This is a genomic window from Anaerolineales bacterium, assembly GCA_019637755.1.
Lineage (GTDB): Bacteria > Chloroflexota > Anaerolineae > Anaerolineales > UBA11579 > JAMCZK01.
Map to the genome: position 1 here is coordinate 1143395 of JAHBVC010000001.1, position 24009 is coordinate 1167403.

At 62.6% G+C, this 24009-nt stretch carries 19 protein-coding genes; 6 read left to right on the forward strand and 13 right to left on the reverse strand.

Annotated elements, in window-relative coordinates; translation table 11 throughout:
* The first annotated feature begins 117 nt into the window (after nt 1–117).
* Both KF821_05600 and KF821_05605 read left to right on the forward strand, forming a co-directional pair.
* The gene (locus KF821_05600; protein ID MBX3005285.1) at nt 118–1893 is read left to right on the forward strand and encodes an ABC transporter ATP-binding protein; all 1776 of its coding nucleotides are present in this window, start codon (nt 118–120) and stop codon (nt 1891–1893) included.
* Between the two features lie 3 nt (nt 1894–1896).
* Nucleotides 1897–3711, forward strand: a complete 1815-nt coding sequence (locus tag KF821_05605) for an ABC transporter ATP-binding protein (GenBank protein MBX3005286.1) — start codon at nt 1897–1899, stop codon at nt 3709–3711.
* 48 nt (nt 3712–3759) lie between these two features.
* On the opposite strand, the gene KF821_05610 is transcribed toward KF821_05605, so the two are convergent.
* The 12 genes from KF821_05610 to KF821_05665 all read right to left on the reverse strand — a co-directional run bounded on the left by KF821_05610 (nt 3760) and on the right by KF821_05665 (nt 16291).
* Nucleotides 3760–4251 (reverse strand): dihydrofolate reductase, encoded by a 492-nt coding sequence (locus KF821_05610; GenBank protein ID MBX3005287.1) that lies wholly within the window; start codon nt 4249–4251, stop codon nt 3760–3762.
* On the reverse strand, nt 4251–5045 hold the full coding sequence (locus tag KF821_05615; GenBank protein MBX3005288.1) for a thymidylate synthase: 795 nt from the start codon (nt 5043–5045) through the stop codon (nt 4251–4253). Before KF821_05615 ends, KF821_05610 begins: the two co-directional genes overlap by 1 nt.
* A complete protein-coding gene (locus KF821_05620) occupies nt 5045–5968 on the reverse strand; it encodes a bifunctional riboflavin kinase/FAD synthetase (GenBank protein MBX3005289.1) in 924 nt (307 codons plus the stop codon). Before KF821_05620 ends, KF821_05615 begins: the two co-directional genes overlap by 1 nt.
* 8 nt (nt 5969–5976) lie before the next feature.
* Complete coding sequence (gene truB, locus KF821_05625; GenBank protein MBX3005290.1) at nt 5977–6876, reverse strand: tRNA pseudouridine(55) synthase TruB; 900 nt, start codon at nt 6874–6876, stop codon at nt 5977–5979.
* Nucleotides 6877–6999: 123 nt separating this feature from the next.
* On the reverse strand, nt 7000–7956 hold the full coding sequence (locus KF821_05630; protein MBX3005291.1) for a DHH family phosphoesterase: 957 nt from the start codon (nt 7954–7956) through the stop codon (nt 7000–7002).
* Nucleotides 7949–8290, reverse strand: a complete 342-nt coding sequence (rbfA, locus tag KF821_05635; protein MBX3005292.1) for a 30S ribosome-binding factor RbfA — start codon at nt 8288–8290, stop codon at nt 7949–7951. The genes KF821_05630 and rbfA overlap by 8 nt, the downstream gene beginning before the upstream one ends.
* 70 nt (nt 8291–8360) lie before the next feature.
* Complete coding sequence (infB, locus tag KF821_05640) at nt 8361–10175, reverse strand: translation initiation factor IF-2 (protein ID MBX3005293.1); 1815 nt, start codon at nt 10173–10175, stop codon at nt 8361–8363.
* Nucleotides 10176–10274: 99 nt separating this feature from the next.
* Entirely contained in the window at nt 10275–10574 is a 300-nt protein-coding gene (locus KF821_05645) for a YlxR family protein (protein ID MBX3005294.1), read from the reverse strand.
* Nucleotides 10575–10591: 17 nt separating this feature from the next.
* A complete protein-coding gene (gene nusA / locus KF821_05650) occupies nt 10592–12463 on the reverse strand; it encodes a transcription termination/antitermination protein NusA (protein ID MBX3005295.1) in 1872 nt (623 codons plus the stop codon).
* 141 nt (nt 12464–12604) lie between these two features.
* On the reverse strand, nt 12605–13147 hold the full coding sequence (locus KF821_05655) for a GNAT family N-acetyltransferase (protein MBX3005296.1): 543 nt from the start codon (nt 13145–13147) through the stop codon (nt 12605–12607).
* Nucleotides 13134–14429: a CCA tRNA nucleotidyltransferase gene (locus KF821_05660; protein MBX3005297.1), complete on the reverse strand. Its 1296-nt coding sequence runs from the start codon at nt 14427–14429 to the stop codon at nt 13134–13136. Before KF821_05660 ends, KF821_05655 begins: the two co-directional genes overlap by 14 nt.
* 50 nt (nt 14430–14479) lie before the next feature.
* On the reverse strand, nt 14480–16291 hold the full coding sequence (locus tag KF821_05665; GenBank protein MBX3005298.1) for an FHA domain-containing protein: 1812 nt from the start codon (nt 16289–16291) through the stop codon (nt 14480–14482).
* A 91-nt stretch (nt 16292–16382) separates the two neighbouring features.
* On the opposite strand from KF821_05665, the gene KF821_05670 reads away from it, so the two are divergent.
* From KF821_05670 to KF821_05685, 4 genes are read left to right on the forward strand one after another with little or no spacing between them, the layout of a single operon-like run.
* On the forward strand, nt 16383–18278 hold the full coding sequence (locus KF821_05670; GenBank protein MBX3005299.1) for an alginate lyase family protein: 1896 nt from the start codon (nt 16383–16385) through the stop codon (nt 18276–18278).
* Nucleotides 18275–19513: a glycosyltransferase family 4 protein gene (locus tag KF821_05675; GenBank protein MBX3005300.1), complete on the forward strand. Its 1239-nt coding sequence runs from the start codon at nt 18275–18277 to the stop codon at nt 19511–19513. The genes KF821_05670 and KF821_05675 overlap by 4 nt, the downstream gene beginning before the upstream one ends.
* Nucleotides 19514–19526: 13 nt before the next feature.
* Nucleotides 19527–20441 carry a class D sortase gene (locus KF821_05680; protein MBX3005301.1) on the forward strand — a complete coding sequence of 305 codons (915 nt, stop codon included), beginning with the start codon at nt 19527–19529 and terminating at the stop codon, nt 20439–20441.
* A gap of 27 nt (nt 20442–20468) precedes the next feature.
* Entirely contained in the window at nt 20469–21713 is a 1245-nt protein-coding gene (locus KF821_05685) for an MFS transporter (protein ID MBX3005302.1), read from the forward strand.
* Nucleotides 21714–21735: 22 nt separating this feature from the next.
* On the opposite strand, the gene KF821_05690 is transcribed toward KF821_05685, so the two are convergent.
* Nucleotides 21736–23931, reverse strand: a complete 2196-nt coding sequence (locus KF821_05690) for a DUF3048 C-terminal domain-containing protein (protein ID MBX3005303.1) — start codon at nt 23929–23931, stop codon at nt 21736–21738.
* Nucleotides 23932–24009 lie beyond the last annotated feature (78 nt).

Here is a 24009-nt window from a genome sequence, read left to right on the forward strand (position 1 = left end):
AGGTGCTTTTTTATGCCCCCGGGGCGGATAATGCCGCCATTTTGGCGATGTGGTATCCTAGCTCGTCGGTGGCTACTCGCAGGCCAATCCAACAAATTTCGCCACACCTAGGACTGAATGAGCACAACACCCCTCCCCGCACCTCATGCGGCTGAATTTACACTGCCCCAGCGCTACACAACTGACCGCACCAGCCCCGGCCGCTGGCTGCTCTCGCACTTCAAGCCGCATTGGGCCCTGGGCCTAATGCTGTTTGTAGGCGCGCTGAGCAATGGTGCCCTGGCGGCCTATGTGCCGATCGAGATCGGCAAAGCCTTTGAGGCCATCATGGCCCAGCCACCACAGACCCAACTGCTGATGGGCTTCGTCTGGACGATCATCATCAGCCAAACGGTACGCTCGCTACTGCAGTTCGCGCGCAACTTCGCCGCCGAATGGCTCGGGCAACTCTTTGAGCGTAACATTCGCGAGGAGCTGTACACCAACCTGCTCGGCAAGAGCATGACCTTTCATAGTTTGCAGTCAGTAGGCGACACGATGGCACGTGCCACCAATGACGTGCGTGAGATCAACCTGATGTTCAACCCAGGCCTCAACCTGGTGATCGGTGCAGCCTTCTTTTTGGTAACGCCAATCGCGGCCGGCTTCGGCATCCACCCCGCGCTAGCCATCGTGCCGGCGGTGTTTACCGTGGTGTATTTCATTTCGATCTGGCAATACCTCAGCGAGCTCAATCCGGTCACCAGCAAGCAGCGCAAGGCTTTCGGCACGCTGAATGCGCGGCTCTCCGAAGCCCTGGATGGTATCGAAACCGTCAAGGGCATGGCCCAGGAGACCTTCGAGGTCAATCTGTTCCGGCGCAATGCGCGCCGTTTCCGCGATGCGTATGTGCATCAAGGCTATATTGAGGCACGCTTCCTGCCGATGCTCTTGATGGCCCTGGCGCAAGCCTGCGGCTTGTGGCACTCACTGGTGCTGATGCAACAAGGCCAGATCGTGCTGGGCGATGTGATCGCGTACTTTGGCCTGCTGGGGCTGTTCGGCTTCCCCGTCTTCACTTCGTTATTCGCCTATTCGCAAGTTTCGCTGGGGGTGGCCAGCGCCCGCCGCATTCTGGATCTGCTCAACAACGAGACCGATCTGGATCAAAACGCCGAGGGCTATCACCAGCCGATGCAAGGCGCAATCGAATTCAAGAATGTGAGCTTCGCCTACGAGGATCAGGAGCCGGCGCTCAGCAAGGTGAGCTTCACCGTCAAGCCCGGGCTGACCGTGGCGATCGTGGGGCAAACCGGCACCGGCAAGACCTCGCTAGCCAAACTGGTCAACCGCACCTATGATGTCAGCGCCGGCTCGGTGCAGGTAGACGGGGTAGACGTGCGCGATTGGAATTTGGAGGCGCTGCGCCGCCAGATCTCGATCATTGAGCAGGATATTTTCCTCTTCTCCCGCAGCGTGGCCGACAACATTGCCTTTGGCCACCCCACGGCTACGCGCGACCAGGTGATCGAGGCCGCCAAGCAAGCCCAGGCGCATGATTTCATCATGGAGTTCACCCACGGCTACGATACCGTGGTGGGCGAGCGCGGCGTCACGCTCTCCGGCGGGCAGCGCCAACGCATGGCGTTGGCACGCGCCTTCCTTACCGATCCACGCATCCTGATCCTGGACGACTCGACCAGCGCCATCGATAGCGCCACGGAGGACAAGATCCAACGGGCGATCTACGCCGCCACCAAGGGGCGCACCACCCTGATCATTACGCACCGCCTTTCGCAGATCCGCTGGGCCGATTTGATCCTGGTCTTACGCGGTGGCAGGGTGGTGGCCTCCGGCAGTCATGATGAGCTACTCAAGACTTCGCCGGCCTACAAACGCATTTTTAGCGAGTAACCCATGGGCTTCTTTTCCGGACTCGACGCAGAGCACTACGACCGCCAATACAGCGACAAGCAATTGTTGCAGCGCATGGCGAACTATTTCCGCCCACACATGACCAATTTGTGGGCCATCGGCTTGCTGGCGCTGCTGGCCGCCATCACCGCCGCGGCCGTGCCGCTGCTACTGGCCCGCGCCCTCGACGAGATCGGCACCCAGCTCACCAGCCAGCAGATCTGGCTGGTGGTGGCGGTAGTGTTCGTCTCCGGCTTCATCACCTGGGCGGCCAACTGGTGGCGGCGGCGCCTCACCGCACGCACCATCGGCGATGTCATCCTCACCATTCGTCTGGATGGTTTCCGCGCCGCCATGTCGCACGACCTCTCGTTCTACGACGAAAACCCCTCGGGCAAAGTGGTCTCGCGCATTACCTCGGATACGCGTGAATACGGCGACATGATCGTGCTGATCACCGATCTGATCTCGCAATTCGGCCAGGCGCTGATCGTGGGCGTGGCGCTGATCGCCATCAACTGGCGGCTTTCGCTCTACCTGTTCGGCATGCTGCCGATCGTGTATTGGATCGCCACGCTGTTCCGCGAAGCCGCGCGGCGCACCACGCGCACCGGGATGCGCGCCATGGGCAACGTCAACGCCGTGATCAAGGAAACGATCAGCGGCATCGCCGTCGCCAAGAACTTCCGTCAGGAAGAAGCTATCTTCCAGGAGTTTGACCGCGGCAACCAGAGCTCCTTCGATGTGAACCTGCGTCGTGGCTTTGTGCTCAGCATGGTGTTCCCTTCGCTTAACGCGCTGGCTGCGCTGGGCACCGCCCTGTTGCTATATGTGGGCGGTATGCGCGTGGCCGCCGCGGTGATCACGGCCGGCGCCTGGTACCTGTTCCTGCAGGGGCTGGATCGCTTCTGGTTCCCGGTATTGAACCTCTCGGCCTTCTGGACGCAATTGCAATCCGGCCTGGCCGCCGCCGAGCGCTCGTTCGCCCTCATCGATGCCGAGCCGCGCGTTGTGCAAACTGCCAAGGTGCGCACCGCCCGGCTCAAGGGCGATATTCGCTTCGAGCATGTCAATTTCCGTTACACCGCCGGCGAGCCGATCCTGCGCGACTTCAGCCTGCACATTCGCCCTGGCGAAACCGTGGCCCTGGTGGGCCACACCGGGGCGGGCAAAACCTCGATCGCCAAGCTGGTCAATCGCTTTTACGAGTTTCAGGAAGGCCAGCTGCTGATCGATGGCCAGGATATTCGCAGCCTGGATCTCACACAGTATCGTCGCCAACTGGGCATCGTTTCGCAAGTGCCGTTTTTGTTTGATGGCAGCGTAGCCGAGAACATTCGCTACGCCGCGCCCGGCGTAAAAGACGCGCAGATCCTGCGCCTGGCGCGCCAGATCGGCAAGGGCGAGTGGCTGGAAACGCTGCCGGATGGGCTCAAGACGCAGGTGGGCGAACGCGGCGGGCGGCTCTCCATGGGCCAGCGGCAACTGGTTTCGTTGCTGCGCGTGCTGGTGCAAAAGCCGGCCATCTTCGTATTGGATGAGGCCACTGCCAGCATCGACCCCTTTACCGAATGGCAGATCCAGCAGGCGCTGGATCTGATCCTCAGCAAGAGCACCAGCATTCTGATCGCCCACCGTCTCTCCACCGTGAAGGCTGCGGACCGCATCATCGTGCTGCAAGAAGGCCAGATCATCGAAGAGGGCGACCATGACGGCTTGCTGGCGCAGGGCGGCCACTACGCTACCCTGTACAACACCTACTTCCGCCACCAAAGCCTGGCCTACATCGAAGAAAGCCGCAAGCTGGCTGATCAATAAGCTGCTGCACACAGAAAATAAAAAAGACCGGCTTTTGGCCGGTCTTTTTTATTTACGCACTAGTGTTGTGATGGTGAACGCATGCTGGTTCTTGCCCCCGGCGGCAAACGAGTGGCGGTCAAGTTCCTGCCAGTCGTTCAGATCAAACGGGGGAAAGAAGACATCACAGCCCGCATCCACAGCCACGCGCGTGAGGTAAAAGTGCTGCGCCAATGGCAGGGCGCGTGCGAATACCTGCGCCCCGCCGATGACAAAGAGCTCCTGCTCGCCGGCCGCCTGCGCGGCAGCCACGGCCGCATCGAACGCGGCGAAGACCTGGGCATCGCCTGGCCTGAAGCTAGGGTTATGCGAGAGCACCAGCAAATGGCGGCCGGGCAGCTTGCCCGCCACCGTATCGTAGGTTTTGCGCCCCATCAGCACGTGGTGGCCACGCGTCAGACGCCGAAAATGTTTAAGGTCATCGCTGAGGTGCCAGGGCATGCCGCCCTGGCGGCCAATGCCCCCCTTCTCATCCAATGCGGCCAGCAAGGAAATGATCACTACACCGCCACCGTTGCCGCAATATGCGGGTGGGCTTGATAATCCAGCAGGGTGAAATCTTCATACGTGAAGGCAAACAAGTCAGTCACCGCCAGGTTGAGCTGTAGCCGCGGCAGCGGCAGCGGCTGGCGGCTGAGCTGCAGGCGGGCCTGCTCGAAGTGATTGCGGTACAAGTGGCAATCGCCCAGCGAAATCACAAAGTCGCCCGGCTGCAGGCCGCTGACCTGCGCCACCATATGGGTCAGCAAAGCATACGAAGCGATATTGAACGGCAGACCAAGGAAGATATCGGCTGAGCGCTGGTAAAGCTGGCAAGACAGCTTGCCAGCGGCTACATAGAATTGAAAGAGCAGATGACAGGGCGGCAGCGCCATCTGGGGCAGCTCGGCCACGTTCCAGGCGCTGACGATCAGGCGGCGCGAATCGGGGTTGCTTTGCAGCTCGGCCAACACACCACGCAACTGGTCAATGCTTTGCCCATCCGGCCCCGGCCAACTACGCCACTGCGCGCCGTACACCGGCCCCAGCTCGCCCTGAGCGTCCGCCCACGCGTCCCAAATACGCACGCCCTGCTGCTGCAAATAGGCAACGTTAGTGCTGCCTTGCAGAAACCAGAGCAGCTCATAGAAAATGGATTTGGTATGCAGTTTTTTGGTGGTGAGCAGCGGAAAGCCCTGCTGCAGATCGAAACGCATTTGATGGCCAAACAGTGAACGCGTGCCAGTGCCGGTGCGGTCTTGCTTGTCCACACCTTCATCCAGCACGCGGCGCATCAAATCGAGGTATGCCTGCATCAGCTCAAGGTGTTACGGGCCTGTTCGATATCCAGGTGAATTTGGCGCACCAACTCGTCAACGCCGGCAAACTTTTGCTCCCCGCGCAGGCGCGCCACGAATTCCAACTCCAGCGCCTCGCCATAAAATTCCCCCCCGGAATAATCCAGGATATGTGTCTCGACAACCGGTGCAGGGGTGCCATCGGCAAAGGTGGGGCGCACGCCGATGTTGGTGACGCTCGGCCAGCGCGTCCCCGCCAGCGTGGCCCAGGTCACGTACACTCCGCTGGCGGGCACCAGGCGTCGCTCAGGCACCTGCACGTTGGCAGTGGGGATGCCAATCGTGCGCCCACGCTGCGCCCCGCTGACCACTTCGCCGCGTAGCCGGTAGCGCCGCCCCAGCAAGCGTTCGGCGGTGGTTACATCGCCCTCGGCCAGGGCAGTGCGCACCATGCTGGAAGAGACCACCGCGCCATCCACGCGCACCGGTAACACCTGGTGCACCGAATAGCCCAGCTCGGCACCAAAGCGGCGCAGGGCATCAAAGTTTCCCTGGCGGTCACGCCCCAGAGCAAAGTCATGCCCGATCCACAATTGGCTCAGTTGCAATTGTTGGTGCACCTGCCGCATGAACTCTTCCGCTGAGGTATTGCGCAACGAGGCATCGAACGGTTGCGAGATCAGGATATCCACGCCCAGTTCAGCAAACAACGCGGCCTTGTCCTCGGGGTCATGCAGGTAAAAATTTTTCAGCGGCCCGTGCAACACTTCCGCCGGGTGCGGTTCGAAGGTGAGCACCACCGCCGGAGCCGCCTCGGCGTGCGCTCCGGCCACCAGCTGGCGGACGATCTGTTGGTGGCCGGCATGCACGCCATCAAAGGCGCCGATGGTAAGCCAACTCTTGTTGGCATGGGCCAATTGCAGAGCGTGATAGTGCTGCATCAATTCATTCAGGAAGCCAGAAATACTTTACGCGGCTGCCACTCCCCTTCTTTAACTTCAACCACCGCCACCAGTTCGCCCTGTTGGCTGACGGCACGCGCCAGCCCCGTGGCTCCCGGCTCGGCGGGAATACGAATCCCGTTGCTGATCTTGTGCAAAGCCTCTTCATCCAGCTCCACGGCCGGCCAATCTGCCAGCGCTTCGGCCGCCGGGATCAGGAATTGCGCCCAGGTGCCCTGCTCAAACGCTTCGCGCAAGCGGCGCAGCGAAACAGCATCCCGCAGGGTGAAGCGGCCACTGCGCGTGCGGCGCAGGCCGACCAGGTGGCCGCCTACGCCCAACTCTTCGCCGATATCGTGCGCCAGGGAGCGCACATAGGTGCCCGAAGAGCAGTGCACGTCCACCACCGCTTCGGGCAACGCCCATTCCAGCAGTTCCAGGCTGTGCACATGGATGATGCGCGGCGCCAGATCAACTTCCTCGCCACGTCGCGCCATGTCATAGGCGCGCTGCCCTTGCACCTTGATCGCCGAATAGGCCGGCGGCTTTTGCTCGATCTCGCCCACGAAGTGGGTCAGCAGCTCGGTGAACTGCTCTTTTTCGATATCCACCGGCACCTCAGGCCCATTGGGTGTGCCCTCGGCATCATAGGTATCCGTGGAGCTCCCCAGGCGAATGGTGGCTTGATAGCGCTTGTCTTCGGCGGATACGAATTCGCTCAAGCGCACCGCCGGGCCGATCAGCACCACCAGCACGCCTGAGGCGCGCGGATCCAAGGTGCCGGTATGCCCTGCCCGGCGAATGCCGGTGCCACGGCGGATGATCTGCACTACGTCGTGCGAAGTGAGGCCTACGGGCTTGTCTACTACCAGCACGCCGGATACAAGGTTGTTGACGTCGTGATTCATAGTTCCCCTATCCCCAGGATCTGAGTGATAGTCATGCATGTGAAAACGATAGTTTCCTTTCCATGTTCTTTCTAACGTCTTAGACGCAAATTAACTATAGGTCTTTCGGATATCGCCGGCCGCCTAGGCATCCTGCAACGCGGCGCGGGTGGCACTGAGTACGCGCGCCTGGGCTTCCGCCAGGCTGCCCGCCACCACCGCACCGGCCGCGGCGGTGTGGCCGCCGCCGCCAAACTGGGCGGCGATGCGGGCTACATCCTGGCCGCCCTGGCTGCGCCAACTGACCTTGACCTGCTGGTCGGCCTGCTCCACAAACAGCACAGTAATCTGCGCGCCTTCAATGGTGGCGATATTGTTGACCAGCTCGGCATCATCGTTGCCGGGGTAACCCACGGCCTTACGGTCTGCCAGGGTCAGGCTGCCCCATACCAGGCCGGGCTCCTGCTGCAAGCTGGTGAGGCCGGCGCCCCAATAGCGCATGGCGCGAAAAGAGCGGCGCAACAAGGCGCGTTCATACAGCGCGGGCAGATCAGCGCCCATCTCTACCAAATCGGCGGCCAGGCGCAGCGCCTTGGGGTTCATGTTGGAGGTGCGGAAACCGATGGTATCGGTGAGGATGCCAGTGAGCAACGCATCGATCACTCCGGGCGAGAATTCGAGGCCCAGGGCGGCAAACTGCTCGGCCAACAGGGCGCAAGTGGCCACCGCGCTTGGGTCTACCAGATTGAGTTCACCAAAATTGGTGTTGCTAATGTGATGATCGATATTGATGTGCACTTGGGGGAAAGTACGCAGGGCTTCGCCACAGCGCTCCTGGCTGGCCGCGTCCACGGTCACCACCAGGTCCACCGGCGCCTGGCCGCTGCGCACCACCTGGTGCCAGCCTGGCAGATGATCAAAATCAGCCGGGGCGCCATCGGCCAGCACCATTTGCACATGCTTGCCCTGCGCCTGCAACGCCAGGCCCAACGCTAAGACCGAGGCGATCGCATCGCCATCCGGGCGTACATGCGAGGTGATCAGGATGTGTTGGGCGGCGTGCAGTTGCGCGGCGGCCTGTTGCAGCCGGGCCTTATCCACGGCTACCGCCGCCCGAGGCATCCGGCTTGTTCTGGTTAAGTTCGTTGATGATCTGTTCGATGCGCTCAGCGCGCTCCGGCGTAGGGTCCCACACGAAGCGCAAGCGCGGAAAGGTACGCAAATCCAGCTCACGCGCCAGCTCGCTACGCAGGAAGCCGCTGGCATGCTTGAGCCCCGCCAGCACTTCCTTCTCGCGTGCCACGCCTTCGAGCGCCGAGACGAAGACGCTGGCTACGGAGAGCTCGCGGTCAACGTTTACGTCGGTTACATACACGCCCTGCAAGCGCGGGTCGGTCACGCGGAATAAGAGCAGCTCAGAGAGCAGCTCGCGCATGCGTTTGCCAATCCGTGCAGCCCGTGAAAGCGAAACCATGGTTGCCTATCAAGCCCTGCTAGCGGCCAGCCTACTGGGCCGCCACCAGCTCGCGCACATAGCACTCGATGACATCTTTTTCCTTGAAGTCATCGAAGTCCTTGAGGTTGATCCCGCACTCAAAGCCGGTCTTGACCTCTTTGACGTCATCCTTCTCATGCTTCAGCGAGCTGAGATCGCCCTCGTGCACCAGGGTGCCGCCGCGGTAGATACGAATGAACGCGCCGCGGCGCAGCTCACCTTCGGTGACGCGGCAGCCGGCAATTTTGCCGTAGCGGCTGATCTTGAAGACCTGCAATACTTCCGCCTTGCCGATCACCCGTTCTTTGAGCTCGGGCTTGAGCATGCCCTTAAGCGCCTTCTCTACATCTTCGGTCATGCGATAGATGATGTCGTAGATACGGATGGAGACACCTTCTTTTTCGGCCTTGCGTTGCGCCGGGCCATCCGCCACAACATTGAAGCCCATGACGATCGCCTTGGAGGCCGCGGCGAGCTGAATATCGCTCTCACTGATGTTGCCAGTGCCGGTGTGCAGTACATGCACGCCGATCTCGCCCTCTTTGTCAGTCGATTTCATCTCTTCCAAAGAGGAGACAATCGGCTCCAGCGAACCTTGCACATCAGCCTTGACGATCAAGCGCAGCTCGCGCACATGCCCGGCCTGGAAGGCTTCGAACATGCTCTCCAGGGTCAGCGGGCCAGCGGAGTTGGTTTTCTCGGCTTTCTCTTTTTCGATGCGCTCAGCCACGAGGACGCGCGCTTCGCGTTCGTTCTCTACGACGCGGAAGGGTTCACCCGCCACGGGCACATCATTCAAGCCCATCACCGAAACCGGCGTGGAAGGGCCGGCGCTCTCGATCTTCTTGCCGGCGAAATCGAACATGGCGCGCAAGCGGCCATGCGTGGTGCCCACTACTACGGTGTCGCCCATGTTGAGCGTGCCATTCTGCACCAGCAGCGTGGCGATCACGCCGCGCGAAGGATCGCGCTCGCCCTCGATCACCGTGCCGATAACTTCACCGTTGGGGTTGGCCAAAATTTCAGTGTTATCCGCCACCAGCAGGATCGCTTCCAGCAGGTCTTCCAAGCCCATCTTCTGCTTGGCCGAGACGGGCACCACGATGGTGTCACCATCCCACTCATCCGGGATCAGGCCATTGTCGGCCAACTGCTTCTTGACCAGCTCTTGATTGGCGTTGGGGCGATCCACCTTGGTGAGCGCCACCACTAGCGGAACGCGGGCAGCACGGGCGTGCGCCAGCGCTTCTTTGGTCTGCGGCATCACGCCGTCATCGGCGGCGACCACCAGGATGACCACATCAGCGCCCTGGGCGCCGCGCGAACGCATGGCGGTGAAGGCCGCATGGCCCGGCGTATCCAGGAAGGTGATCAAGCGATCCTTGTGGGTGGCCTGATAGGCGCCGATATGCTGGGTGATGCCACCGGCCTCTTCGCTCACCACGGAGGTCTGGCGAATGGCATCCAGCAGCGTGGTTTTACCGTGATCTACGTGACCGAGAATGGTTACCACCGGGGCACGCGGCTGCAGGTTAGCCTTATCTTCGTTGGCGATCAGTTGGCGCCACAGGGGCACCTCGCCCACCGGCTTGTTCTCCAGCTCGTCCACCTTCAACAGGTTGGCCTCGTAGCCCATTTCAGCGGCCACCACGGCGGCGGTATCGAAATCGATCTGCTGGTTGATATTGGCCATGACCCCGTTAGACATCAGGGTCTTGATGATCTGGATCGGGCTGGCATCAATGGCTTCGGCCAACTCACGCACGGTGAGGTTGGCGGGGAGCTCAATGGACTTGCTCTGAGGATCTTTCACATTTTCTGCCATGACACTATCTCCTTCTATCCATAAGAACTGCTTCCCCCGCAGCACATTCTACCAACTGGCTTTTTTCGCTGCGCGCGTGCCATCAGGAGCACACGGCAACTACTCACTCGGCGGCAGCGCGTCAAAAAATGCGCTCAGCCGCTGCACATCCGCCTCGCTGAGGTTGGTGCGCAGGGCGCTGGCCAGGCTGTGGCGGATGCCACGCTCCCAGCAGCTACGCTGGGCATGCAAGTAGGCCCCGCGCCCCGGCTGTTTGCCGGTGGGATCTGCAAAGACGCCATCTGCCGTGCGCACCAGGCGCACCAGCGTAGCCTTGGCCTCAGTTTCGCGGCAGGCTACGCAGGTGCGCTGGGGCACATGCCGGGGACGCCCAGAAGATGGCTTCGTGGGCTTCGCCATAAGTCCTTTGAGCGAGTTTAGTCTTGTTCCCACTCATCCCGCATGTGCGGAATGGTGGTATCCGTATCCGGATCGTAGTCCAGCTCGCGGAATTTCTTTTTCTTCTTTTTCTTCTTGTCGTCCGCGGCCGGGCTGCTGGCAGGCTTGCCCTTGCCCGGAGTGAGCTTAGCCGTGGTCTTGGCAAAGATCTCTTCCAGAGACTGGCCGGGGGCGGGGCGTTCGGCCTGCATCGCCGCCAGCAGGTCTTCATCTTCCTGCGAGAGCTGCACCGGAGCGTCGTCTTCCACCGCCTCTACGGCAGCGGGGGCCACGGCCTGCGGCGCTTCCGCTACTGGCTGCGGCTCCGGCTCGGCAAGCACCGGCTCGGCTTCCACCACCTCGGCAGCTTCCACCACCGGGAAGTCAAACGCGTCAACCGCGGCTTGAATGGCCTTCAAGGTCTCCGGGCCAATGCCTTCCATTGCCAGTAGCACATCGCTATCCAAGGCGAGCTGGGTCATCAGCTCGCCAATCGTGGAGTAGCCCTCGCCGCTGAGCTTGATCGCCAAACTCGGCGCCAGGCCCAGATCGTCGAGCGGAATATCGAAGGCGCTTTGCGGCAGCGTAGCTTCCACATCGGCGCGCTTCTGCCGCTCGGCATCCAGGATGGCTTCGCGTTCGCTCTGGGCGCCGCGTTCAATGCGATCCACAAAGCGGCCAAGCAAACTATATTCTTCAGGGGTAAGCGGGCGGCCCTCGGCTTTCTTGGCCAGCGCCACTTCCACCAAAGGCAGTTGCTCGCCCCATTCGGGGTTCTGCTCCAGGAAGCTAGCATCCGCCTGGGCTTTGGCCAGGGCATCCGCCGCCGCCTCGGGCAGGCTCTTGATGTCAATACGCCAGGCGGTCAGCTTGGCGGCCAGGCGGGCATTCTGCCCATCGCGGCCGATCGCCAGGCTAAGCTGGTCTTCGGGCACCACCACCGTGGCGGTCTTGCCGCCGCCGAGCTCCTCGAGATAGACGCCGGTCACGCGCGCCGGGCTGAGCGCCTTGGCAATGAACTGCGAGGGATCCGAATTCCATTCGATGACGTCGATCTTTTCGTCGTGCAGCTCGCGCACGATGGCCTGGATGCGCACGCCGCGCATACCTACACAAGCGCCCACCGGGTCAATACCGGTTTGCAGCGCCGAGACGGCCACCTTGGAGCGGTAACCGGGTTCGCGGGCGATGGAACGAATCTCCACCAAGCCCTGGTAGATCTCAGGCACCTCGTCTTCGAGCAAACGGCGCAGGAAGTCTTTGTGGGCGCGGCTGAGGATAATTTCGGGGCCGCGCGTGGTGTCTTTGACCTCGAGCAGCAGGGCGCGCACGCGGTCATGCACGCGGAAACGCTCGCCAGGAATTTGCTGGCTGCGCGGCATCTTGCCTTCGGCCTTGCGGTCGAGGCCAATCGTGATCATGTGCGGGTTGGCCGCCTGCACCACACCGTTGACGATCTCGCCTTCCAGGGTGGAGAAGTGATCCTTCTGGGCGGAACGTTCGGCTTCGCGGATGCGCTGCTGGATCATTTGGCGCGCCGCCTGGGCGGCCACGCGCCCGAAATCTTCGGGCGTGCTTTCCACCATCACGATGTCATCCAGTTGGGCTTCTGGGGTCTCTTTGCGGGCGTCCTCCAGCGTCACTTCCGTGCGCTGGTCTTGCACCTCTTCCACCACTTCTTTTTCGGCGTAGATCTGCATCTCGCCAGTGGTCTCATTGATGCGCGCCTCGATCTGCTGGGCCGCGGATGCATTGACCGTCTTGCGGTAGGCCGAAACCAGCGCAGCCTCCAATGCGCCGACGACTACGTCGCGCGGCAGCTGCTTGTCATCCAGGACTTCATTGAATGCCAGAGCGAATTCTTTCTTCATCCCTAACTCCTAAAAGGCTACCAATACTACATATGCAAAAAAGTGGGGGTTGCCCACTTCTCTCGCCACTACTATGCGGTTACGAAGCTTGGATATTTTAGCATTCTGAAATCGAAATGGCAAGTCTGGCAGCCTGCGCGCTCAGCCGCTCACCAGCTGCTTACCCATCCGCCAGCCCGGTTCATGGCGATAGCGCTGCACCCCTTCGTGATCGACAAAACTCCAATAGCCGGAGATAGGCTGCAGCGGCTGGTACCCCAGGCGGCGGTACAGGCGCATCGCCGCGGGATTATCGTCAGCCACGTTGAGGGTAACAAAGCCAAAGCCGCGCTGGCGCAGGTCTGCTTCGGCATGCTGCATCAAGCCGGTGCCCAGCCCGCCATTGCGGTGCTGCGGCCGCACCCGAAACGAGTGGATGAAGGCGCAAGAGTGGCCATCGGCACTCACCAGGTCGTTCTCCGCATACAGCAACACAAACACCTGCCCCACCAGGGCATCATGCGCATCCACGGCGCCCCACAACTGCGCCTGGCCCGCCGCGGCACGGCTAAGCGCCAAGGCATACAGCCGGCGGTAGTGGCTGTACTCGCCTTCCCATTCCAGGGCCAGCGCATCCTGCGGCCCCAGCGCGCGAATGCGGTAGCCGGCAGGCAAGGCGGGCGCGTGTGCTTCAGTGTTGTTCATCGCCGGCCCCGCTTTGCTGGGCGAGCAGTTGCGCGAGCAGGGCCTGCTCTTGCGCCTGGGTCTTCAGCTTGCCATCCAACCAGGCGGCGCGCAACTGGTAGAGGATGGATTTGTACGCTGGCCCCGGTGTGAGGCCGCGCCGCAGCAGCTCTGCGCCGCGTGTATAGGGCTGCACATGGCGCCATTCTTTGACGTAGCGCAGCAAACGGTTGCGGTATCTGCCACGCGGCTGTAGTACATAGGCGCTATACAGTGCCAGGCGCGGCATCGAATCCATATACTGCGTGAAGGCGCTAACCGGCAGCGCAGCCAGCCTGGCGGCTTGCGCCTGCAGCCTGGTGGCTGCCAGCACGGCTTCGGTCACGCTGGAGCTAAAACGCAGCCGCGTGGCCGCGGCCATCGCCGCCGCGGGGCGTAGTTGTGCAAACCACAGGGTGAAGCCGAGCTGCGCTGGCGTGGTACTCAGCTCCCACTCCGGCTCGGGCGGCCGGCTACGCGCCAAGCCCGCTGCCCGCCGGGCATCAAAACGCAGGCCGGGGCTGATCGCAGCCAACACCTTGTAGCGCTGCAGCGCGAGCAGCATGGCCTCGCGCTGCGGCTCCAGCAGGATCAGTTCCAATTCTTTGTAGATGCGCTCGCCTGACACGGCCTCCAACTGCGGCAGATTGGCGCGCAACTGTCGCCGCGTCTGGCGCTCGAGCGCAAAGCCCAGGCGGCCACTGAAGCGCAGGGCGCGCAGGATGCGCGTAGGGTCATCGCTAAACGAGTGCTCATGCAATACACGGATGACACCGGCGCGCAGGTCGGCCAGGCCACCCCACGCATCCAGGATCTGCCCCGCGTGCGGCCCATCCAGGCGCAGCGCCAGGGTATTGATGGTGAAATCACGGCGGAACTGGTCCTCAACCAAGGGGGCAAACTCAACCGTGGGCAGCGCACCGGGGTGAGCATATTGCTCGCGCCGCGCCGAGATCAAATCGACGAAGACGGGCAGGCCGCGTTGCGCCGGCAGTTGCCACACAGCGGTGCCAAAAGCTTTGTGGACGGTGAGCGCTCCCCCCAGGGCGCGCTGGACACGGCGCCCGAACGCAATCGCATCGCCTTCCAGCACCAGATCCAAATCCAGGCTGGGGCGCTCAAGCAGCCGGTCGCGCACGTAGCCGCCCACCAGATACAGCGGCACGCCGGCGTGCTCCGCGGCGCGGATCACGCGCCGCAACCAGCCACGGGTGGCCGCCGGCAAGGGCGCCAGGGCCTGGCGCAGGGGCAGATAGACATCCACCCCCACATGATAGTGGAGAGCGTGCCGGCACACCAGTGGGCCGGCGAAGCTTATTTGGTCAGCAGGAAACGAAAGGCCACGCGCCCAATATGTACGATGTCGCCATCCTGGAGGCGGCTGCCTTCCAGCGATACCGGAGCATAGTTGATCCAACTACCGGCGTGCGAGCCTTCATCGAGTAGATAAAAATCGCCCAGCTCATCTACGCGAATACGGGCGTGCTGCTTCTCCACCGAAGGCTCAGCCAGAATCAGGTCACAGGTGGGCGCCGCGCCGATCAGGTTCTCGGCAGCCGCCAGCGGGAAGATCTGCGCCGGCTGGGTGGGGTCTTGCATGGCCAGGCGCTGTAGATAGGCTGGCGGGCGCTCGCTTTCGCTTTCCGGCGCGCTGGCAAGCTGTGGCGTGACGATCATATCGAGCGGGGTGTCTTGCAATGGGTCGATCGCCGGGCGCGGCGCCGGGCGGCGTTGGCGGGTCAATAAACGGCCCAGGCGCCCGGGGGCGATGCGTCCAGAGAGCACCATCACCAGAAAGAACGCCCCGGCGGCGATCAGTACCACCGAAAAGGCCAGCACAGAGCCGGCGCGTGACAGCAGCGCCTGGAACCAGGTAGCCGGCGCCTGGACGCTGATCTCGATCGGGAATTCAATGCTCTCACCCACCAGGCCCAGCTCATCTTGCACTTCGGCACGCAAGAACACCTGCTGGCTTTGGGTATATGGCTTCAAGTCCCAGGCAAAATGGGTGAAGGGTGCAGTGCTGTTCTCTGCCACCAACTGATCATTGACGTACAGGCTGCTGCGTACCAGATTGCGTTCAAAGCCATCCGGGAACTCGACCAGCAGCTCGATCGGCTGGCTGAACGGCGAGAGCAACTGCGGGTCGATCGCGGCCGGGCCGCGGGCGATCTGGCCTGGCGGGCTGACCAGCATGGGATTGGGCGGCAGGATATCCAGGGCGATCGGGTACGGCTGTGAGGTCAGCCCGTCGCCCTGCGATTGCAGGATCAATTCATGATCGCCGCTGCGGCGCAGCTGCGAATAGTATTGAAAGAAGTAGGCGCTGCGCAACGGGGCAAAATACGGCTCGGGGCTGCTGAGCGCCTCAGGGCCGGAGGAGGCCACGCGCTGGCCGGAGTTGACCGCACTGAGGCTGAGCAAGGTTTGCGAGGCCTCGTTCTCGAACAGGGAGGGCGAATCGATCTGCCAGATCACCACCGGAACGCCTGTGTCCTCCAGTTGGGCCAGCCAGTCGGCCGCATTGGCCTCCAGATCGCTCAGGCGCGGCGTACTGGTCACCCACCAGATGACAGTATTGGCATCGTTGGCGGCCGGCTGAGCGGCCAGGGCCAGCGCCTGGCTGAAAGGCCCTACATCGGGATACAGCGTGGTCGTGCCGATCTCCAGCGCATCCAGCGCGGTTTGCCATTCCGCCACCATGCCATTGCTAACTTGCGTGCCCTGCGGCGTGATCAGGGTGAGCAAGGTATCGCTGGTGCGCGAGAGCGTGCCCGCCCAGGCATGGATGGCTTGCTTGGCATAGTCGAAACGTGAGGTGGCCTGCGCATCGCGGATACCGAAGGGCTCGGCCGGCGTGATCACCAGGATCACCCGCAGGCCAATATCCACATTGCGCAGTTGCTGGATCGGCTGGGGGATGCCATCTTCCTGCATTTGCAATTGCTCGGCCTGCAGCCCGCTGATCTGTGCGCCGCTGGCATCCTGCGCATTGAAATAGCCGGTGATCACCGGAAACTGATCGGTTTGCACGGAGCGCAGATTAATACGCGCCCCAGTTTGGGCCGATACCTGCAAGGGGATGGCGGCGGCAAACAGGGCCACCACTACGACAAGGCGCTTCACCTGCTGGATTCTAACCTGAGCAGCGGCCGCCAAGGTGTGAAGCCAATTAAGCCGCGCCGGGCAACAGGCGGCGGCTACAATTCAGTTTCGCATGGCTGCCCAACGCATTCGCACCCTGATGAAAGCGGCCCGCCAGCTTGGCCTGCGCCAAATGGCGGATTACGCCCTCTACGCGCTGCAACTGCGCAGCGGCTGGCTGCGCCTGCGCACTCCTGCTGGCGGGCGGGCACAACCGCCCAGCGCACTGCAGCGCATCATCGAACCGGCAGCGCCTGCCGCTCTGCGCCGCCTGCTCGGTACGCGCCAGCGCGAAGTACTGGCCGCCGCCGCCGAGGTGCTGCGCGGGCAGGTGCGCTTGTTCGGCGGCCCGCCGCGCCGCCTGGCACTGGCGCGGCGCACTCCACAACAGCATTGGACGCAGTACACGCGCTCGCTGCCGGATGGCGAGGACATCAAGCCCGTATGGGAGCTGGGCCGTTTGGGCTGGGCTACCTTGCTGGCACGCGCCTACTGGCTCAGTGGTGACGAACGCTATGCGCGCGCCTGGTGGCAACGCGTGCAACGTTTCCTGGCGGCCAACCCGGTGAATTGCGGTCCGCACTGGTCTTCCGCTCAGGAAGTGGCGCTGCGCCTGCTGGCATTGAGTTTTAGCTTCAACTTGCTGGCCGAAGCGCAGGCCAGCACGGTGGCTCGCCAAGCCTGGTTGAGCCAGGCGCTGGCCGCGCACGCCGCGCGCATTCCGATCAGCCTGCGCTATGCCCGCGCCCAGAACAACAATCACCTGCTCAGTGAAGCGCTGGGGCTGTGGACGGCGGGGTTGATGCTGCCCGATCACCCCCAGGCGGCGCAGTGGCAACGTTTGGGCCGCCAGCACTTTATAGACGGCGTGCGCCGCCAGGTGGCGCCGGATGGTGCCTACAGCCAGCACAGCGCCAATTACCAACGGCTGATGTTGCAATTGGCTACCTGGGCCACCGCCCTGGCGCGAGCAGAAGCCCAACCGCTGCCCCGCGCCACCCTGGCCCAGCTGGGACAGGCGTGCCGTTGGCTCTTCGGCCTGCTTGACGAGCGCAGCGGCCAGGCAGTCAATCTCGGCCCCAATGACGGCGCCTACATCCTGCCATTCAGCGTAGCGCCCTTTGCCGATTACCGCCCGGCGCTGCAAGCCGCCGCCTGGGCACTCGGCGTAACCGGGCTGCCAGCCGGCCCGTGGGATGAGCTGCCCCTATGGCTCGGGCTGGCCGCGCCGCGGGGCACGCCACGCACATCCGCCGCGGCACGCAAAACGCGTGCCCCGCTGCGCCTGGAACGCGGCGAAAGCTGGGCCTATCTGCGCGCCGCCCATTTCAACGGGCGCCCAGGCCACGCCGATCAACTACATCTGGATCTGTGGTGGCGCGGTTTGAACATTGCCCTGGATGCTGGCACCTACCGCTATACTGCCGCCGCCCCCTGGGATAATGCCTTGGCCAGTACCGCGGTGCATAACACCCTGATGCTGGCCGGGCGCGAACAGATGCAACGCGCCGGGCGCTTCTTATGGCTTGATTTTGCGCAAGCGTGCGTGCTGCAACACAGCCGCCAGCACGCCAGTGCCGAGCACGATGGCTACCGCGCAATAGGATGCATCCACCGCCGCAGCGTGCTGGCGCTGCCGCAGGCCTGGCGCATCACCGATGAAGTGTTGGGCGATACGCAAGGCCAGCGCGGCCGCCTGCATTGGCTGCTGCCCGATTGGCCGTGGCAGCTGCACGGCGATACCCTGCAACTGCGTTCGCCGCGCGGGCGCATCGAAATCCAGATCGAGGGCCAGGCGCTCAGCCTGCTGCGTGCCGGCCAACGCCTGCATGGCAGCGCGGCTAGCTCTCCCATCGCCGGCTGGGTTTCAGCCACCTATGGCAGCAAGCAGCCCGCCTTGGCACTGATCGCCGAGCCATACGATGGGGCTTTGCACAAAATCACCACATATTTCCGGTTGCCCGCATGAACGCCTCTCCTTTACATATATTGCTGATTCACCAGGCTTTCGTTGCCCTCGACGAGGCCGGCGGCACGCGCCACTACGAATTTGCGCGCTACCTGGCACAGCGCGGCCATCGCGTCACCGTGATCGCCAGCCAAACCAGTTACCTCACCGGCAGTGATGCCGACAAAGGCCTTGAAAGCCACGATTTTCCAGGCGGCGGCCAATTGCGCATCCTGCGCGTCAAAACCTTGCCTGGGCTGCACCGCAGTTTCACGCGGCGCGTGCTCAATTTTTTGAGTTTTACCTGGAACGCTTTCTGGGCCGGGCTGCGCGTCAAGCCCGTGGATGTGGTCTGGGGCACCACCCCGCCGATCTTCCAGGCGGTCAGCGCCTGGGCGCTGGCACGCTGGCAGCGGGCGCGTTTTGTCTTGGAGGTGCGTGATCTTTGGCCGGCCTTCGCCATCGCCGTGGGCGTGCTGCGCAACCGCGCCTTGATTGCCGCCTCCGAATGGCTGGAGCGCCAGCTCTATCGCGCTGCCGATACGGTGCTGATCAATTCCCCCGGCTTTGAGCGCCATGTGCAGGCGCGCGGCGCCCGCCGCGTACGCCTGGTGCCCAACGGCGCCGATGCCAGCATGTTTGACCCCGCCGCTAATGGCGCCGCTTTCCGCAGCCAGCACGGTTTGCAAGGAGCTTTTGTTGCGCTCTATGCCGGCGCGCACGGGCTCTCGAATGATCTGGGCGTGCTGCTGGATGCCGCGGCACTGCTGCAGAGCGAGCCACACATTCAAGTGGTGCTGGTGGGCGACGGTAAGGACAAGCCGCAATTACAAGCCCAAGCGGCTGCCCGCCAACTCACCAACGTGCACTTCATTGCCCCCTTAGCCAAGGAAGCTATGGCCAACGCCCTGGCCGCCGCGGATGTGTGTATCGCCATCCTCAAGCCCTTGCCGCTCTACGCCACCGTGTATCCCAACAAAGTCTTCGATTATCTTGCCGCCGGACGGGCGGTGGTGCTGGCGATCGATGGCGTGATCCGCCAAGTGGTCAGCGAGGCACACGCTGGCGTGTTCGTGCCACCGGGGGACGCCAACGCGATGGCGGACACCTTGCGCCAATTGGCCCAGCAAGCGGACGCAGTGCGCCAGATGGGCGCCGCCGGGCGCGCCTTTTTAGAGCAACATTTCAACCGCCCGCAACTGGCCGCCCAACTGGAAGCTGTGTTGCTTGAGCAGCCGCCGGCGACCGAGCAGTAAAATCCCTACGCGCATGGCCAAGAAGAGCAAAACTCTGCATTTAGAAGAAGGCGAATTGCGCCGCATGCTGCTGGAGCGCCGCAGCGCGGACCGCAAGCGCCGCGTGGCAGCGTATGCGCAGGCCGGCGAGCTGCTGCCGCTGGACGCCGAGGCTACCGAAGGCGTGGTGGCAGAGCCGCTGGCGGGCACGCGCATTCATGCCGATGCCGATCTACGCCTGGCCCCACCGAAGACCAGCCGCGCCCGCCTATGGGTGGAACGCAGCCTGCTGGTGATCGAACTGCTGGCAGTGGCTGGGCTTGGCTACATCTTTCTCAACGGACTTGATCTGCTCGGCCAGCTCAATACGGAAGTCAACACGACGCCCAGCGCAGCCCCCTTGCTTGGCCCGGTCGTGCTGCCCTCCGGGCACACTGCGCCGAGCGCGGGCAACGCCGCCGCACCCAACGAAGCTGAGATCCCAGAGCATCTGCGCCCCTTGGTGCAGGCCTACACCGCCGCGCTGGTGTTGCCCACGCCCGGGCCCGAACAGGCGCTGGGCATTAGCATTCCTAGATTGGGGTTGAACGCGCCAGTGGTGCAAGGCGATGATTGGGAAGCGCTCAAGCGCGGGGTGGGCCAGCACATCGGCAGCGCCAACCCCGGTGAGAATGGCAATCTGGTGCTCAGCGGCCACAATGACATCTATGGCGAAGTCTTTCGCCATCTGGACCAATTGGAGCCAGGTGACGAGATCGTGATCCTGACCGCCGAAACGCGCTATATCTACACCGTGACCCAACGCCAATTGGTGGCGCCCACCTTTGTAGAGGTGATGTTCCCCACCACAGACGCCACCATCACCTTGATCAGTTGCTACCCCTATATGATCAACACCCAGCGCATCATCATCAAAGGCGAACTCAGCGGCATCCGTAGCGCCAGCTAGCCTCCCTCCCCCGACATCGGAGATGAATTGCCCAAGCTCAATGCTGCCCTCGTCTATCGCCTGATCTATTTTATTTTCGGCCTCAGCACGCTCATCATCCTCACCATCCATGTGGTCTACCGCGTTGAAGTGGCCGAGCTGGACGCGCTGCAATTGGTTCTGCTGGGCACCGCGCTGGAAGTCACTATCTTCCTGTGTGAAATTCCCACAGGCATCGTGGCGGATGTGTATAGCCGGCGGCTCTCGGCGATCATTGGCATTGGCCTGATCGGGGCCGGCCGGGCGGTGGAGGGCTTGTTGCCAGTCTTCCTGGTGATCCTGGTGGCCCAGATCATCAGCGGCGTGGGCCAAACCTTTATCAGCGGCGCTCTGGATGCCTGGGTGACGGACGAAGTGGGCGCCGATCAGGTAGGCCCGGTGCTGATCGCCGGCAATCAAATGGAAATTCTAGGGAGCCTACTGGGGATTCCTGTTGGGGTATGGGTCAGCGAGCAGATCGGTTTGCAGGCCGCGTATTTTGCTGCCGGCGGCCTGTTGGCGGCACTGGTAGTGGCGCTGGCGCTGTGGATGCCCGAACGCGGTTTCAGCGCCGTGCCGCCTGCGCAGCGCCAGGGCTGGCGCACGCTGTTCAGCACGCTGCGCGCCGGCGTGCAAACCGCCCGCCTGCGCCCGGCCCTGATGGTGTTTGCGGTGATCGGCTTGTTTGTGGGTCTGTTCAGTGAGGCCTGGGATCGTTTGGCGCAGCCTTATCTATTGGAGACGTTCAGCTTCCCTAGCCTGGGCGCCTTAGAACTCAGCACAATCGAGTGGTTTGGCATCCTCAATGTGGTCTTCCTGCTGGTGGGCTTGCTGGCCAACCAGATCGCCAAGCACGCTGTCGATACTACCCACGGGCCGGCAATGGCCCGCGGGCTGCAGTGGCTGTATGCCGGCATGGTGGTAACGCTGCTGGTCTACTCGCTCACCGCGCAGTTTGGTATTGCGCTGCTGGCAATGGTGCTATTCAACGGATTACGGCGGGTAACCTTTCCGCTGGCGCGCACCTGGATCAACCAGCAGATCGATTCACGTTCGCGCGCCACGGTGCTCTCCCTGGCCGGGCAAATCGATGCGCTCGGCGAGCTGAGCGGCGGCCCGCTGCTGGGCAGCGTGGGGCGCTTGTACTCGATGCGCGCCGCCCTGGTCACCTCTGCGCTGATCCTGTCGCCCACCGTTCCGCTGTACCAACGCATCATCGCCATGACGCAACCCAAAAAAGAAGAGCCGCACTAGCGGCTCTTCTTTTTTCTATCAGTTAAGGCGCATACCAGCGCGCCCGCCAATCCCCTGAGCCCGCGGTGGGCTCGAAGAAATCAGCATTGGTGTGCACCATATGGATGAAGAGCTGGCCGGGTTTCAGCGGGAAGGGTGTGCCATCCGCATAGGTAAAACGGATCGGCCGGGTACGCCCGGTGTCTTTTTCATACTCCCCATTAACGGTGGACCAGTAGGCATCGCATACCAGCCCGTCGCGCAACAGTTTCACCCGGCCCGTGGTGCTTTCCATGTGCACATTAAAGATCGTGCCCGCCGTGTTCAACTGCTCATGCGCAACGAAGTAGACCAGCACATTCTCAAACGCCAGGGGTTGGCCATTCAACGATTCGCTACTGACTTCCTGCACATCCGGCGCCAGGTAGGTGTTTTGGTGGCGGATGTAGGCGCCGGCGGCTTCGTCATAGCTCCAGTAGGTTTGGTTATTGACGTTGTAGAACATGGTCAGCGAGTTGGCCGGCACGCAACCATCCGGCGGGGCCACCTGGAACAGATTGCCGGTCAGGTTGGGTGGGCCATAGATGCTGATGTTGTTCTTGGCCACCTCTTCCAGCTTGGTGACGTCAATGCCGGCTGCGCCGATGTCATTGGTATCGCTGCTGGCCGCCTGTGCGCAGACCTGGATCTGCGCCAGCACGGTGGGATCCGCCCCGGCGATCACAGTGCAGCCTTCAAAGTAGCCGCGCATGACTTCATAGACCAGGCGGCCCGAACGGATGCCTTCGATGCGAATCGAATGGCGCAACCCGGCATCGATGTTCAGGTATTCGCTTTGTCCCTCAGTAAGGGTGAAGCCCTGGGTCACGCCCGTGTCGGGGTTGGGGTCACTATCGACCGCGTCATCGGCCAGGTTGGCACTGACAAAGTAGAAGGTATGCAAATTGGCGGGAATGTTAAAGCGCACCTGATAGCTGTAGCCGTACTGTGGCTCGACCAGGAAGTGATAGCCCCCGGCACCATCACTGGTGGTGCTGGCGATCACCTGGCTGCTCAGGATCAAATCCACGCCGATGCCCGGTATGCCGGGTTCGCCGGCGTCTTGCTCGGCATTGCCGTTGAGGTCATACCAGACGCGGTCGCCGATCAGCACCTTGCCGGCCTCCGGCTGCGGGGCCGCCTCACCCTGCTGATCACCCAACACAGCATCCACATCAATTTCGGGGTAGCAGCCGTAGAACTGGGCATACAGGCGCGTATCGCCATCGCCGATCCACCACTCACTGACCCAGGCGGCCCATTGCAGCCCGGTAGGTGGCCGCGTGGCGGCCGGCGGGAACTGCGAGATGGAAAGGCCCACCACGCCCCACTCGGCCGCGGCCGGCTCGCACAGGGGCTGGCCGGTCAGCGGGTTGTAGCCCACCGGGAACTCATCCGGCCCCATGCTGCTGGGCGCTGCGGACACGAAGCCCGCGTCCAACGCCATGCCCTCGGCAGGTAGTGTATGCAGTGCGGTTTGGCCGCTTTGCGGGCCAACATCGCTATCGATGCTGTCATCGTTCCCCGCATCCATGGAAGTGATCTCGTAGCCTTCGGGCGGGAAGAAGGCCAACTGGAAGTCACTTTCGGCGAGCACATCATCAAGGATGTAGCTGCCATCCTCGCCAGTGAACTTTTCATCCATGGCATCGCCATCACTATTGAGCCATTGCACCTGCACCCCCGCCAGGCCAGGCTCGCCGGCATCTTGCAGGCCGTTGGCGTTCTCGTCCAGCCAGGCGCGGCCGCTGATTGCGGCGCGGGCGGGCTCGTCGGGCAGCGCCTCCGGCTCGGCGCTAGCCAGCAGGATCAAACCGGCATTGACGTTGTCAACTTTGCCCTCCAGCAGGAACACATCCGTTTCACCGGTCTGCGGGTCCACCGCGCTGCTCACGTTAGGGTCATTGCCGGCGCGGGCCTGCGTGAACTGGTAGCCAGCGGGCAATTCGAACGCCGCCCAGATATAGATCTCATCCTGCTCCAGTTGCAGCGCGTAGCGGCCATCGGCGCCAGTTTGGGTAGTGCCCAGCACCGCCCCGCTGTCATCGTACAGCGTGATGGATACGCCGGCCACGCCAGGCTCGCCGGCATCGTGGATACCATCGCGGTCTTCATCCAACCACACCAGGCCGCCCGCGCCCGCGCAGGCGGTCAGCAAAAATGAAAGTAGTACAAGTACCCAAAGGCGTATTGGTTTCATAATTTCCTTCTCTCCGGAGGGTTTCTGGGGGAAAGAAACTCTCTGGGAAAAATTGTATACGGAAAAATTTTTTATAGA